Below are 12,937 nucleotides of genomic sequence, written 5' to 3'. Positions count from 1 at the left end.
TGGGGGGTCCCGGCGGCATTGCACCATAGAACATGGCGCGCGACAACGCGGACCCGTCATCACAACCCTGCGCGGGCCCTGGTGGCCGCGGCTGCATGAAAGGCTTTCAGTGCCGTGTGGATCTGCCGGGGGTCGTGCGCCAGGCCACCCAGGGCAAACACCACATCCCCCCGTTGCTGCCAGCGTTTGAGTGCCTTGACGATCACACCCCGTGCGGAGTCTCTGTGGCCGGGGCGCAACTTGACCAAGATCACGCCTTCGTAGTCGTCCAGGTGCGCACGTTCCATGGCCTCCCAGGTCACGGTGTGCGGGTCGTCCTGGCGCAGATCGGTGATACCGGTGGCGTCAATGACCACCGCCGGGTCTTGCTCCCGGTAGGCCTCCAGGGCGGACCGGCCCAGGGTTCCGCCCACACAGAAGGAGACGAATGCGGCACACAGGCAGAGGGCCGTGAGCAGTCGGTCGTTCGATACAGACGCCCAATACAGCGAGAAGGCCAGGCATACCGCCATCAGCAGCACAAAAGGCACCTGAAACACCAGGGTCCAGCGGCGCCGATAGAGCAGGATGGGCTGGGGTTGCACGCGCACTCTCCGGTTGAAAGGGCATTGCGGCCCATTGTGCCTTTCGCTGCGGGATGCCTCCTGGCGGCGCGTCTGGCGCCCTGCTGCTGGCAGACCCGTAAAATCCACCGATGCTCACAGCCAAAAATGAATTGCTCGCTGCGCTCGCAGCCGAGCTGGAAAACCTGTTCCCCGGCGCTGGCGCCAAGGCAGCCTTTGAATCTCCCAAGGTGGCGGCCCATGGCGACTTCGCCTGCACCGCGGCCATGCAACTGGCCAAGCCCCTCAAGCTCAACCCGCGCGCACTGGGCGAGCAGCTCAAGGCCGCACTCGAAGCCACGCCCGCCTTTCAGCGCTGGGTGTCCGCCATTGAAATCGCGGGCCCGGGCTTTCTGAACATCCGCCTCCAACCCGCCGCCAAGCAGGAAGTGGTGCGTGAGGTGCTGGCTGCGGGCGAGCGCTTTGGTTACCAAGCCAGCAACGGCCAGCAGGTGCTGGTCGAGTTCGTGTCGGCCAACCCCACGGGCCCGCTGCACGTGGGCCACGGCCGCCAGGCCGCGCTGGGCGATGCGATTTGCAACCTGTTCAGCACCCAGGGCTGGAAGGTGCACCGCGAGTTCTATTACAACGACGCAGGCGTACAGATCGACACGCTGACCAAGAGCACGCAGCTGCGCGCCAAGGGCTTCAAGCCTGGCGACGACTGCTGGCCCACCGACAGCGAGAACCCGCTGGCCAAGAACTTCTACAACGGCGACTACATCGCCGACATCGCCGAGGCCTTCAAGGCCAAGGCCACCGTGAAGGCTGACGACCGCGAGTTCACGGCCAACGGCGATGTGGAGGACTACGACAACATCCGCCAGTTTGCGGTGGCCTACCTGCGCAACGAGCAGGACAAGGACCTGCAGGCCTTCAACCTCCAGTTCGACGAGTACTACCTCGAATCCAGCCTGTACACCAGCGGCCGCGTCGAGGCCACGGTGAACAAGCTCGTAGCCAACGGCAAGACCTACGAGCAGGACGGTGCGCTGTGGCTCAAGTCCACCGATTACGGCGACGACAAGGACCGCGTCATGCGCAAGCAGGACGGCACCTTCACCTATTTCGTGCCCGACGTGGCGTACCACATTGCCAAGTGGGAGCGCGGCTTCACCAAGGTCGTCAACATCCAGGGCACGGACCACCATGGCACCATCGCCCGCGTGCGCGCCGGCCTGCAGGCGGCCGATGTGGGGATCCCCAAGGGTTACCCCGACTACGTGCTGCACACCATGGTGCGGGTGGTCAAGGGCGGCGAAGAGGTCAAGATCAGCAAGCGTGCCGGCAGCTATGTCACGCTGCGCGATTTGATCGAGTGGACCAGCAAGGATGCGGTGCGCTTCTTCCTGCTCAGCCGCAAGCCCGATACCGAGTACACCTTCGACGTGGACCTGGCCGTGGCACAGAACAACGACAACCCCGTGTACTACGTGCAGTACGCGCATGCCCGCATCCAGTCGGTGCTGCGTGCGTGGCAAGAGGCGGGCGGTGGTGATGTGGCTTCGCTCAAGGATGTGGACCTGTCTGCCCTCGAAGGCCCGCAGGCCCAGGCGCTGATGCTGCAACTGGCCAAGTACCCCGAGATGCTCACCGCCGCCGCCGACGGTGAGGCGCCACACGATGTGACCTTCTACCTGCGCGACCTGGCCGCCAGCTACCACAGCTATTACGATGCCGAGCGCATCCTCGTGGACGACGAGGCTGTGAAGAAGGCGCGCCTGGCGCTGGTCGCTGCCACCGCCCAGGTATTGCACAATGGCCTGGCCGTGCTGGGCGTGTCGGCCCCGGCCAGAATGTAAGCAGTTACTACCAATATGAAAAAGCAACAGACGGGCGGGACCATTGTCGGCTTCATCGTCGGGGTCATCGTGGGCCTGGGCGCGGCGCTGGCCGTGGCCGTGTACGTGACCAAGGTGCCGGTGCCCTTCCTGAACAAGGGCAATGGCCGCGGTGCCGACCTAGACGCAGCGGAGTCCCAGAAAAACAAGAACTGGGACCCGAACTCGCCGCTGTATGGCAAGAACCCGGCCCGCCCTGCGGCGCCAGCGGTGGCGGCAGCCGCGTCAGCGCCTGCATCCGCTCCCGCCCCTGAGGTGCGCGCCGCCGCGTCGGCTGCCAAGCCTGCCGCGAGCAAGCCAGACGCCAAAGCCGAGGCCAAAGCCGAGAGCAAGCCGGGCGCTGACCCGCTGGGCGATCTGGCCGTGGCCAAGGCCGCGGCCAAGGGCAGTGTGGACCCGTTTGACTACTTTGTGCAGGCGGGCGCCTTCCGCACCCAGGCCGACGCAGACGCCCAGCGCGCCAAGCTGGCCATGCTGGGCTGGGAGGCCCGCGTGAGCGAGCGTGAGCAAAATGGCCGGGCGGTCTTCCGGGTGCGCATCGGTCCTTTCACCAAGCGTGACGATGCCGAAGTGCTCAAAGAGAAACTCGATGGCGCCGGGCTGGAATCGGCGCTGGTGCGTGTGCAGCGCTGATCGGCCTGTGGCTGTGAACAGGGGCCTGTGCATACAGCGCCACCACCAGGGCTGAACTTTTTGTAAAGGGATGTCTCACATCCCGCATACCTGAACCAGGAGAGTCTTTGTCATGAAACGCCGTGAGTTTTCTTTGTCCGCCGCCTCTGCGGTTGCCGCTTCTGCCCTGACGCTGCCAGTGGCCAACCCCGCGATGGCGCAAGCCCGCCAGTTCAAGGAGGGCAAGGACTTCAAGCGGCTGGACAAGCCCGTCACCCCCGATGCGCCGGCCGGCAAGGTCGATGTGATCGAGTTCTTCTGGTACAGCTGCCCCCACTGCAACGCCTTCGAGCCCACGCTGGACGCCTGGGTCAAGGCTGCGCCCAAGGACCTCTCCATCCGCCGCGTGCCCGTGGCGTTCAACGCCAGCTTCGTGCCCCAGCAAAAGCTGTACTACACGCTCGAAGGCATGGGCAAGCTCGAAGCCCTGCACGCCAAGGTCTTCCGTGCCATCCACGTGGAAAAGGCCAAGCTCGCCAAGGACGACGAAATCCTGGCCTGGGTGACCCAGCAGGGCGTTGATGCGGCCAAGTTCAAGGAGGTCTACGGCTCCTTCAGCGTGGCCAACCAGGTGCGTCGCGCCTCGCAGCTGCAAGATTCGTACGGTGTTGAGGGCGTGCCTTCCATGGGTGTGGCAGGCAAGTACTACACCGACGGCACGATGGCCGGCAGCATGCAAACCGTGTTGCAGGTGGTCGAATACCTGGCGGCCACGGCACGCAAAGCCTGACGATGTGCCGACCCTGTCGGCAAGTTGTCCCAAAGGCCCGCTGACGCGGGCTTTTTTTTCGGGGTGGGTACCATCGGGTGGCTACAATCATTGCAAGATTCGTGCCCTATGACCCACCGCCTACTCCCCCTCCTTGTGCTCGCAGCCCTGACCGGCCTTGCGGGCATGGCATATGCCGAAAAGGCTGACCGTGCCAAGCCCATGAACATCGAGGCCGACGCCCTGCGCCACGATGAACTCAAGCAGACCAGCGTGTTCTCGGGCCGCGTGGTGATGACCAAGGGCACCATCGTGCTGCGCGGCGCGCGGCTGGATGTGCGCCAGGACGCCGACGGCTACCAGTACGGCGTGGTCACGGCCGAGGCGGGCAAACGGGCGTTCTTCCGCCAAAAGCGCGACACCGTGGCGGGGGCGCCTGACGAGTTCATCGAAGGCGAAAGCGAAGTCATCGAATACGACGGCAAGGCCGACAACGTGCGCTTCATCACCCGCGCCGAACTCCGCCGGTACCGTGGGTCGGTATTGAACGACGAGATCACCGGCGCCGTGATCGTCTACAACAACCTCACCGATGTGTTCACCGTCGATGGCCAGAAGGCACCAGCCTCTTCTGCCGCAGCGGGCGACACACCAGCGCCCGGTGGTCGTGTGCGCGCCGTGCTGGCGCCCAAAGACCCTCCGCCCGGCGCGGCAGCCCCGGCCCCAGCGCCTGACGCGCCCGCACCGGCGCTGCGCCCCAGCAACAGCCTTGGCGGCGGCGCCAAGTGAGCGGGCCTGCTGTGAGTACCGGTCCTGACTCCCAGGCGGGTAGCCGCCTGGAGGTACAGCATCTGGCCAAATCCTATGGCAGCCGCAAGGTCGTCAAGGATGTGTCGCTGGTGGTGCAAAAAGGCGAGGTTGTGGGGTTGCTCGGCCCCAACGGCGCGGGCAAGACCACATCCTTTTACATGATCGTGGGCCTGGTGCGCAGCGATGCAGGCGATATTCGCATCGACGGCCACTCGGTGGCCCACATGCCCATCCACCGCCGCTCTCGGCTGGGTCTGTCGTACCTGCCGCAAGAAGCCTCGATCTTCCGCAAGCTCACCGTCGAAGAAAACGTGCGTGCGGTGCTGGAACTGCAGCGCGCCGATGACGGCCAGCCGCTGTCGCGCGACGCCATCGAAGAACGCCTGACGGCACTGCTGCAAGAGCTGCGTGTGGACCACCTGCGTGCCTCGCCCGCGCTGGCACTGTCCGGTGGCGAGCGCCGCCGCGTCGAGATCGCCCGCGCCCTGGCCACCCAGCCGCGCTTCATCCTGCTGGACGAGCCTTTTGCCGGCATCGACCCCATCGCAGTGATCGAGATCCAGCGCATCATCGGCTTCCTCAAGGCACGCGGTATTGGTGTGCTCATCACCGACCACAACGTGCGCGAGACGCTGGGCATCTGCGACCACGCCTTCATCATCAGCGACGGCCGCGTGCTGGCGCAGGGCACGCCCTCCGAGATCGTGGACAACGCCGAAGTACGCCGCGTGTACCTGGGCGAGCATTTCCGCATGTGATGAAGCCTGGACTGTCGCTGCGCGTCTCGCAGCACCTTGCATTGACCCCCCAGCTCCAGCAGTCCATCCGGCTGCTGCAGTTGTCCACGCTCGAACTCTCGCAGGAAGTCGAGCAGATGCTCGACGAAAACCCGTTCCTCGAACGCAATGCCGACGAAGCACCGCGCGAGGAGTTTGGCCTGGAAGCCGCCGACACGCCCGCGCAGGCCGACGACTACAGCGCCGATGATGCTATGTTTTCAGGAGCTGTCGGCGCAAGCAGTACTGGCGCTGAGAGCCAAAACGAGGCTGAAATCCCCAGTGCAGGTGCCGACGAGCCCGACTGGAGCGGCGACGGCACCGTCGAGATGGCGCCCAACGACGCCGAGTGGGGTGGCGACGCCCCTGCGCGCACCCGCAACGATGCGGAAGGCGACGAGGCCGACGCCACCGAGCTGGCCCGTTCGCACGAATCGCTCACCGCCTTTTTGCACCGCCAGGCACTGTCGCTGCGGCTGTCTGAAGTGGACACGGCCGCGCTGCGTTTTCTCATCGAATCGCTGAACGACGACGGCTACCTCGAAGAGCCTCTGGAAGAACTCGCTACCAGCCTGGCCGGGCCCGACGACCTGGAACAGATCGAAGAACTGGTGCACCGCTTCACCGTGGCCCAACGTCTGCTGCAGAGCCTGGAGCCCGTGGGCGTGGGCGCGCGCAACCTGGCCGAATGCCTGACGCTGCAGCTCACCGCGCTGGCGGCCGACGAAGACAGCGACGCCGACCCCGAGACCGTGCAGACCGCGCTGCGCATCTGTCAGCAGCCGCTGGAGATGCTGGCCCGCCGCGACATCCGCCGCCTGACGCAGCTGTGCAGCGAAGGTGGCGTGGCCGGAGAAGAACGCACCCGGTCTGCCATGGCACTCATCGCCCGCCTGGAGCCTCGCCCTGGCCGCCGTTTTGCCGACGTAGAGCGCAACATCATCATCCCCGACGTCATCGTGCGCAAAGCCGGTCGCGCCAACGGGCGGGACGGCCAGCACAACTTCATCGTGCAGCTCAACCCCGACGTGATGCCCCGTCTGCGCGTGCACGACATCTACGCAGGTGCGCTACGCGGCCACAAGGGCGGCGAGGGCCACCAGGGCATGCAGCAGCGGCTGCAGGAGGCGCGCTGGTTTATCAAGAACATCCAGCAGCGCTTTGACACCATCCTGCGCGTCTCGCGCGCCATCGTCGAGCGGCAGAAGAACTTCTTCACCCACGGCGAGCTGGCCATGCGCCCCCTGGTGCTGCGCGACATCGCCGACGAGCTGGGCCTGCATGAGTCCACCATCAGCCGCGTGACCACGGCCAAGTACATGGCCACGCCGATCGGTACCTACGAGCTGAAGTACTTCTTTGGCTCTGGCCTGGGCACCGAGACCGGTGGCAATGCGTCCAGCACGGCCGTGCGCGCACTGATCAAGCAGTTCGTGTCCGCCGAAAACCCGGCCAAGCCGCTGTCCGACAGCCAGATCGCCGAGATGCTCAAGGAGCAGGGCATCGAATGCGCCCGCCGCACCGTGGCCAAGTACCGCGAGGCGCTCAAGATCGCGCCGGCGAATCTCCGCAAAGCGCTGTAGTCGCTCTGGCAGCTGGCGCACGGTGCGCCTGCGCTGCCGTAGTCTTTTCTGTTGTTTCCGTATTACCCACCGCAGCCCACCATGGCCCGCATCGTCTTCGACCTCCCACCGCACTTCGGCTTTGCCACCGAGCTGCAGATCTACATCAGCCACGTGAACCAGGGCGGGCACCTGGACAACGCGCAGTTGCTCAGCCTAGTGTCCGAAGCGCGGGTGCGCTTCTTTCAGTCGCTGGGGTACCCCGAGGCGGATGTGGGCGGCCTGTCCATCGTGGTGGGCGACATCGTGGCGCAGTACAAGTCCGAAGGTTTCCATGGCGAGACCATGCGGGTGGAGATGGCCCCGGCAGACTTCAACCGCTACGGCTTCGACCTCGTGTTCTGCATGACCGAGAAGACCTCCGGCCGCGAGGTGGCGCGCGGCAAGATCGGTATCGTCTTCATCGGCAAGGCCGACCGCAAGGTGGCACTGATCCCCGAATCCATCCGCCAATTGCTGCTGGCCCGCGCGGGAACGCCGGATTCCCATGCATTGTCCGAGCGCGTATCCTCCCCATCGACATGAACCAACTCCAACTTTTTCTCCCTTGCGCCGCGGGCGTCGAGGGCTTTCTGGCCGACGAGGTGCATGCCATCACCGGCCTCACGGGGCAAGACCTGCTGGTGGGCCGGGGCGGTGTGCTGTTGCGCGCCTCGTGGCGCCAGGCCATGCAACTCAACCTGCACAGCCGCCTGGCCCAGCGCGTTCTGGTGCAACTGGCGCACCGCCCGTACCGGTCTGAGAACGACCTCTACGCCATGGCCAGCGAGGTGGCCTGGGAGATATGGTTCACCACGCGCCAGACCTTCAAGGTCGAGGTGACGGCCCAGCACAGCCCGCTGCAGAGCCTGAACTTCGCGGGCCTCAAGGTCAAGGACGCGGTGGCCGACCGCTTCCGCCACAAGAGCGGCGTGCGCCCCGATGTGAACACCCAGTGGCCCGATGTGCGCATCCACCTGCACCTGACCACCGACGAAGCCACGATCTACATCGACACCTCGGGCGAGCCGCTGTTCAAGCGCGGCTGGCGCGAGGACAAGGGCGACGCGCCGCTCAAGGAAACCCTGGCCGCCGCCATGATCGCCGCCAGCGGCTGGGACCCGCATGGCGACAACCCACAGCCCCTGTACGACCCCTGCTGCGGTAGCGGCACCATCGTGGTCGAGGCCGCACAGATCGCCTGCCGCATCCCGGCGGGCATGTTGCGGCGTTTTGCGTTCGAGAAACTGCTGCCGTTCCAGGCGCATGTCTGGAGTGATATAAAAAACGAAGCTGAAAGTGCAATATGTACTAGCGCTGTCCCCCTGTTTGGCAGTGATGTCGCCTTCCGCATGGTTGATTTTGCGCAGCGTAACGCCGAGCGCGCGGGCGTGGCCGACGCCGTGCAGCTGCGCGGCGGCGACGCCCTGCAGCGCATGCCACCCTGCGAGCAACCCGGTGTGATGCTGCTGAACCCGCCCTACGGCGAGCGCATTGCCGCCGCCGGCACTGCAGGCCGCAACGCCAGCGAGCGCGCCGCCGACCGCGCCCAGGGCATGGCCGTGGGCCGCGAAGAGGCGCAGACCGAAGACGGCGGCGAATTCTTCAGCCAGCTCGCCACGCACTGGAAGAAGAACTACAGCGGCTGGACGGCCTGGATGCTCACGCCCGACCTGAAACTGCCCGGCAAGATGCGCCTGAAGGAATCGCGCCGCGTGCCCATGTGGAACGGGCCCATCGAATGCCGCATGTTCCGCTTCGACATGATCAAGGGTGCCGTGCGCGACCGGGCCGCCAAGCCTGCCCCCGACGGCGGCCCACGCCATGAAGGTTGAACTGCGCCTGCCCGCCGAGGCGCCAGCGAATGAGCCCGCACGCCCCGTGGTGGTGGACACCAATGTGGCGCTCGACCTGCTGATCTTCAGCGACCCGCGCACTGTCCCCCTTCGCACGCTGCTGGCCCGGGGGCGTCTGGCCTGGATTGCCACGCAGGTCATGCGTGATGAGCTGGAGCGTGTGCTGGCCTACCCGCACATCGCAGAGCGCATGGACTACTACCGCGTGGGTGCCGAGCAGGTGCTGGCCGCGTTTGATGCCCAGGTGCGGCTGGTAGACATCGCACCCAAGGTGGCCTATGTGTGCAAGGACGCGGACGATCAGAAATTCATCGACCTGGCGGCGGCGCACCGGGCAATCTTGCTGAGCAAGGACAAGGCGGTGATCTGCATGCGCAAGCGGTTGGCGAACCTGGGGGCGGATGTGGCGACTGCGCTGGTGCTGGAAGAGGCGCCCGCCACGGCGGCGGCCTGATCACGCATTGATCAGTTTTTGGCTGCAAGGATCGGTATGGGACCGTTGGGTTTTCTTGTCCTCTCGGGCTTCTTCGCCTACCTCGCTTTTGATGCGTTTCAGTTCAACCGGACATCCGGTCACAAAGTCTGGGCCGTGCCGCCATCTTCCGGTCGGGCGGTTGGTGTGGATCCTTTGTCGCGCGCCGAGCAGGAGGGCGCGCAATCGAACGAAATCACTGCAGTGGGGGGCATTCCCGGCCTCTACTGGATTTTTGTGATGCTGTCGGTGGGCTGCTTGGGGGTTGCTGCCTGGCTGTGGCTAGCGTAGGACTTCCGCAGGCCTCTTCTAGGCCGAGTGGGCCAGCGGCGTCGGTGCATCAAGTCGTCAGGGACTTCTTCAAATACACCAGCTGAAAGCCCTGGATGTAGTTGTCGATGTGTCCAAATTCTTCATAGCCCTGCTTGACGTAGAAACCCTTGGCCTGCCATTCAAAGGTGTTGAGCGTCACGCTGTGGGCACCCAGGTCGTGGGCTTTCTGCTCTGCAGTGGCCAGCAGTTGGCGGCCCACCCCTTGGTGCCGGACGGCCTCGTCGACAAAGAGCAGTTCCACGGTCAGCCACTGCAGAAAAACGAACCCCCGCAGCCCGCCGACCAGTTCGCCTTGCGCGTCACGCGCGCTCAACCACACGGGGTGCGACTGGCCGTACTCGCCGACGAAACCGTAGTTGAACTGCCGCATCCGGCGGCGCAGGACGCCGGAGTGGACTTCTTCTGCCGTGGGGGTGTAAATCTCAAAGTCGGGCATCGCGAAAAACTCTTTCAGGCCAGCAAGTCATGCGCCGCCCGCACCCGCTGCAAATCCCGCCCCAGTTTGCGGTTGGTGGGCAGATTCCGCATCCACCCCATCCGCCGGACACTGGTGGCCAGCACCGCCCGCATCTCCGCGCTCCCCTGCGCCACCCACGCCGCCCAGCGCTTGCGCCCCTCGGCCAGCGTACCGCTGGCATGTAGGTAGATCGCGGTGGAATGCGCGTAACACAGCGCATCGCGCACATGGCACACCGCCAGCGGCAGCACGGCGGCGGGGTCGTCCTCAAAGTCGATGCAGGCCACCTCGCCATCGGGGCAGCGCACCAGGTTGCGCGCGAAGGCCTGGCTCAGGCAGGTGCCCTGGTGGTGCACCTGGGCCAAGGTGTCCAGCCCTTGCTGCCACAGCGCCAGCACAGCGGCCGTGTCGCCCGCCTGCACGGCGTGGTCGATCTCGTTGCCCAGCGAATGGGTTTCCTCACCCACGTTGCCCAGGTGGCGCATGGCAAAACCATTCGGCAACGCGGCCAGCACCACGGGCACGCGGATGCCGCGTGCGGCTAGGTCGCGCAGGCGTTGCACTTCGGTGGCAATCGCCGTGGAGCCGCCGGGGTTGGGCACGGGGCGCAGGGCATCCAGCCGCAGCAGGGCTGCCAGTACGGCCATGGCGCGGTAGCGGCCCATGCCATGGGGGGCGCCTGCGCGCTTGATCCAGATCTGTTCGTTGCCCAGCACATGGGCCATCACGTTGTGCGGCTGGGTGGCCAGCTGCTGCTGCAAAAACGCGGCGTAGTCCGGGGCGGTGGTGTGGGTGGTGGCGGATGCGTCCATCGTCAGATTCATACAGCAGCGTCCCCCGCCACCGCCGCGGCATGCACCAACTCGACATGGTGGGGGATGGAGGGCTCCAGTGCAGGCTCGCTGGCCTGAAAACTGTGGGCATTGGCCAGCGGCCAGTACAGGCGGAACACGTTGTGCTGCGCATCGAGCGGGCCCAGGAGCGCGCCCGGTTGCATGCGCGTGATCAGGTTGGACAGCAGGCGCACCTCCGTGTCGCTGATGCGGCGCACGATGTGGTGGGCGGTGATGTCCTTGGGGTGGCGCAGCCCGGCAGCCTGCACCAGCTCCTGCAACGCGTGCAAGGTGCTGCGGTGGAACTGCGCCACGCGCGTGGCCTTGTCGGGCACCACCAGGGCCTGCTGGCGCAGCGGGTCTTGGGTGGTCACGCCGGTGGGGCAGTGGCCGGTGTGGCAGCTCTGCGCCTGGATGCAGCCCAGCGCCATCATGAAGCCGCGCCCCGCGTTGCACCAGTCGGCGCCCAGCGCCATCATGCGCGCGATGTCGAAAGCGCTGATGACCTTGCCCGCGCAGCCAATGCGCACACGGTCGCGCAGGTTCACGCCCACCAGCGTGTTGTGCACCAGCAGCAGGCCCTCCTGCAGCGGCGCGCCCACGTGGTCGCTGAACTCCACGGGCGCCGCGCCCGTGCCGCCCTCGGCGCCATCGACCACGATGAAGTCGGGCGTGATGCCGGTGACCAGCATGGCCTTGACGATGGCAAACCACTCCCACGGGTGGCCCAGGCAGAACTTGAAGCCCGTGGGCTTGCCGCCCGACAGCGTACGCAGCTTGGCGATGAACTGCATCATCTCGACTGGCGTGCGGAAGGCGCTGTGGCTGGCGGGCGAAATGCAGGCCTCGCCGGCCTTCACGCCGCGCGCGGCCGCGATCTCGGCCGTCACCTTGGCGCCGGGCAGCACGCCGCCGTGGCCGGGCTTGGCGCCCTGGCTCAGCTTCAGCTCGATCATCTTGACCTGCGGGTCGGTGGCATTGGCCGCAAAACGCTCTTCGCTAAAGGTGCCATCGGGGTTGCGGCAGCCAAAGTAGCCTGAGCCAATCTCCCAGATCAGGTCCCCGCCATGCACGCGGTGGTGCTGGCTGATGCTGCCCTCGCCCGTGTCGTGTGCAAAGCCACCTTTTTTGGCGCCCTGGTTCAGCGCCAGGATGGCGTTGGCTGACAGCGCGCCAAAGCTCATGGCCGAGATGTTGAACACGCTCGCGTGGTAGGGCTGGGTGCAGGGCGATACCGACTGCGAAGGCGCATCGGGGCTGCCACCGATCCACACGCGAAAGTCGTGCGACGGCAGCTGCGTGGGCGCGAGCGAGTGGTTCACCCATTCATACCCATGCGCGCCCACGTCCAGGTGCGTGCCGAAGGGGCGGTTGTCCGGGTCGCCCTTGGCGCGCTGGTAAACCAGCGAGCGCTGCGCGCGCGAAAACGGCGCGGCCTCGCTGTCGCTCTCGATGAAATACTGGCGCACCTCGGGCCGCACATATTCGAGCATGAAGCGGATATGGCCAATGACCGGGTAGTTGCGCAGGATCGCGTGGCGCGACTGCTGCAAGTCGTACACGCCCAGGGCCACCAGCGCCGCAAACACCAGCACCACGGGCAGCCCCACGCCAAAGGCTACCAGCGCAAACAGCGACAGCAGCAGCCCGAACACGCACAGCGCAAAGGCCGTGTAGCGCACCGGGTAGAGGGAGTTGAGCTGGTGGATCATGGGGCGTCCTGGTTGAGGTCGGTGGCGCGAGCGGAGGGCGCAGGGGCTACACTGGCCGCCTTTTTGTGGGGTTGCCGGATGGCGCTCGGCGCTTTTTTCTGCCCCGCCACCACCCCTGGCCGCCGTGGCCCGCGCCACGGCACAAGGCCTGCGCATCATAAAAGTAAAACATTGTTTTGCCGCCCCCGCTTTCTCCCTTGACGACCGGAGTCCTCCCATGACCGAACCTGCATCGCCCACCCCCGCCACCGACGATCTCGACC

General features: G+C 65.9%; 14 protein-coding genes. 10 read left to right on the top strand and 4 right to left on the bottom strand.

The annotated features are described in order from the left end of the window. Nucleotides 1-59 precede the first annotated feature (59 nt). Nucleotides 60-584: a hypothetical protein gene (locus AC07X4_RS19205; protein WP_260668801.1), complete on the bottom strand. Its 525-nt coding sequence runs from the start codon at nt 582-584 to the stop codon at nt 60-62. Between the two features lie 110 nt (nt 585-694). Here AC07X4_RS19205 and argS point away from each other — a divergent pair, with 110 nt between their 5' ends. The 10 genes from argS to AC07X4_RS19155 all read left to right on the top strand — a co-directional run bounded on the left by argS (nt 695) and on the right by AC07X4_RS19155 (nt 9,630). After that, nucleotides 695-2,404, top strand: a complete 1,710-nt coding sequence (argS, locus tag AC07X4_RS19200; RefSeq protein ID WP_260668800.1) for an arginine--tRNA ligase — start codon at nt 695-697, stop codon at nt 2,402-2,404. 15 nt (nt 2,405-2,419) lie between these two features. Beyond that, the gene (locus AC07X4_RS19195; RefSeq protein WP_056747785.1) at nt 2,420-3,076 is read left to right on the top strand and encodes an SPOR domain-containing protein; all 657 of its coding nucleotides are present in this window, start codon (nt 2,420-2,422) and stop codon (nt 3,074-3,076) included. A 112-nt stretch (nt 3,077-3,188) separates the two neighbouring features. Next, nucleotides 3,189-3,845: a thiol:disulfide interchange protein DsbA/DsbL gene (locus AC07X4_RS19190; RefSeq protein WP_288851866.1), complete on the top strand. Its 657-nt coding sequence runs from the start codon at nt 3,189-3,191 to the stop codon at nt 3,843-3,845. A gap of 108 nt (nt 3,846-3,953) precedes the next feature. Then, complete coding sequence (lptA, locus tag AC07X4_RS19185; RefSeq protein ID WP_494740991.1) at nt 3,954-4,613, top strand: lipopolysaccharide transport periplasmic protein LptA; 660 nt, start codon at nt 3,954-3,956, stop codon at nt 4,611-4,613. Next, nucleotides 4,610-5,392: an LPS export ABC transporter ATP-binding protein gene (gene lptB, locus AC07X4_RS19180; protein WP_056065226.1), complete on the top strand. Its 783-nt coding sequence runs from the start codon at nt 4,610-4,612 to the stop codon at nt 5,390-5,392. The genes lptA and lptB overlap by 4 nt, the downstream gene beginning before the upstream one ends. Continuing rightward, entirely contained in the window at nt 5,392-6,993 is a 1,602-nt protein-coding gene (locus tag AC07X4_RS19175) for an RNA polymerase factor sigma-54 (RefSeq protein ID WP_494740990.1), read from the top strand. Before lptB ends, AC07X4_RS19175 begins: the two co-directional genes overlap by 1 nt. 81 nt (nt 6,994-7,074) lie before the next feature. Further along, nucleotides 7,075-7,557, top strand: coding sequence for an acyl-CoA thioesterase (locus AC07X4_RS19170; RefSeq protein ID WP_056065784.1), 483 nt, complete (start codon nt 7,075-7,077; stop codon nt 7,555-7,557). Next, nucleotides 7,554-8,846 (top strand): THUMP domain-containing class I SAM-dependent RNA methyltransferase, encoded by a 1,293-nt coding sequence (locus AC07X4_RS19165; RefSeq protein ID WP_494740989.1) that lies wholly within the window; start codon nt 7,554-7,556, stop codon nt 8,844-8,846. Before AC07X4_RS19170 ends, AC07X4_RS19165 begins: the two co-directional genes overlap by 4 nt. Beyond that, nucleotides 8,836-9,321 carry a putative toxin-antitoxin system toxin component, PIN family gene (locus tag AC07X4_RS19160; RefSeq protein ID WP_494740988.1) on the top strand — a complete coding sequence of 162 codons (486 nt, stop codon included), beginning with the start codon at nt 8,836-8,838 and terminating at the stop codon, nt 9,319-9,321. The genes AC07X4_RS19165 and AC07X4_RS19160 overlap by 11 nt, the downstream gene beginning before the upstream one ends. Before the next feature lie 36 nt (nt 9,322-9,357). Continuing rightward, nucleotides 9,358-9,630 carry a hypothetical protein gene (locus AC07X4_RS19155; RefSeq protein ID WP_056747795.1) on the top strand — a complete coding sequence of 91 codons (273 nt, stop codon included), beginning with the start codon at nt 9,358-9,360 and terminating at the stop codon, nt 9,628-9,630. 49 nt (nt 9,631-9,679) lie between these two features. Here AC07X4_RS19155 and AC07X4_RS19150 read toward each other — a convergent pair whose 3' ends face one another. The 3 genes from AC07X4_RS19150 to AC07X4_RS19140 are packed head-to-tail and all read right to left on the bottom strand — an operon-like array spanning nt 9,680 to nt 12,674. Beyond that, the gene (locus AC07X4_RS19150) at nt 9,680-10,108 is read right to left on the bottom strand and encodes a GNAT family N-acetyltransferase (protein ID WP_494740987.1); all 429 of its coding nucleotides are present in this window, start codon (nt 10,106-10,108) and stop codon (nt 9,680-9,682) included. Between the two features lie 14 nt (nt 10,109-10,122). Further along, nucleotides 10,123-10,941, bottom strand: coding sequence for a hypothetical protein (locus AC07X4_RS19145; protein WP_494740986.1), 819 nt, complete (start codon nt 10,939-10,941; stop codon nt 10,123-10,125). A gap of 8 nt (nt 10,942-10,949) precedes the next feature. Beyond that, the gene (locus AC07X4_RS19140; RefSeq protein WP_494740985.1) at nt 10,950-12,674 is read right to left on the bottom strand and encodes an FMN-binding glutamate synthase family protein; all 1,725 of its coding nucleotides are present in this window, start codon (nt 12,672-12,674) and stop codon (nt 10,950-10,952) included. Nucleotides 12,675-12,937: the final 263 nt, after the last annotated feature.

The sequence above is a fragment of the Acidovorax sp. GW460-11-11-14-LB4 genome (assembly GCF_059423685.1).
The sequence above is the reverse complement of the archived record's forward strand: the minus strand, read 5'-3'. Positions and strand labels throughout refer to the sequence as shown.

Coding starts and splice junctions, on each gene's coding strand:
- AC07X4_RS19150 (WP_494740987.1), bottom strand. CDS start 10,108: ATGCCCGACTTTGAGATTTACACCCCCACGGCAGAAGAAGTCCACTCC.
- argS (WP_260668800.1), top strand. CDS start 695: ATGCTCACAGCCAAAAATGAATTGCTCGCTGCGCTCGCAGCCGAGCTG.
- AC07X4_RS19195 (WP_056747785.1), top strand. CDS start 2,420: ATGAAAAAGCAACAGACGGGCGGGACCATTGTCGGCTTCATCGTCGGG.
- AC07X4_RS19145 (WP_494740986.1), bottom strand. CDS start 10,941: ATGGACGCATCCGCCACCACCCACACCACCGCCCCGGACTACGCCGCG.
- AC07X4_RS19160 (WP_494740988.1), top strand. CDS start 8,836: ATGAAGGTTGAACTGCGCCTGCCCGCCGAGGCGCCAGCGAATGAGCCC.
- lptA (WP_494740991.1), top strand. CDS start 3,954: ATGACCCACCGCCTACTCCCCCTCCTTGTGCTCGCAGCCCTGACCGGC.
- AC07X4_RS19170 (WP_056065784.1), top strand. CDS start 7,075: ATGGCCCGCATCGTCTTCGACCTCCCACCGCACTTCGGCTTTGCCACC.
- AC07X4_RS19165 (WP_494740989.1), top strand. CDS start 7,554: ATGAACCAACTCCAACTTTTTCTCCCTTGCGCCGCGGGCGTCGAGGGC.
- AC07X4_RS19140 (WP_494740985.1), bottom strand. CDS start 12,674: ATGATCCACCAGCTCAACTCCCTCTACCCGGTGCGCTACACGGCCTTT.
- AC07X4_RS19155 (WP_056747795.1), top strand. CDS start 9,358: ATGGGACCGTTGGGTTTTCTTGTCCTCTCGGGCTTCTTCGCCTACCTC.
- AC07X4_RS19175 (WP_494740990.1), top strand. CDS start 5,392: ATGAAGCCTGGACTGTCGCTGCGCGTCTCGCAGCACCTTGCATTGACC.
- AC07X4_RS19190 (WP_288851866.1), top strand. CDS start 3,189: ATGAAACGCCGTGAGTTTTCTTTGTCCGCCGCCTCTGCGGTTGCCGCT.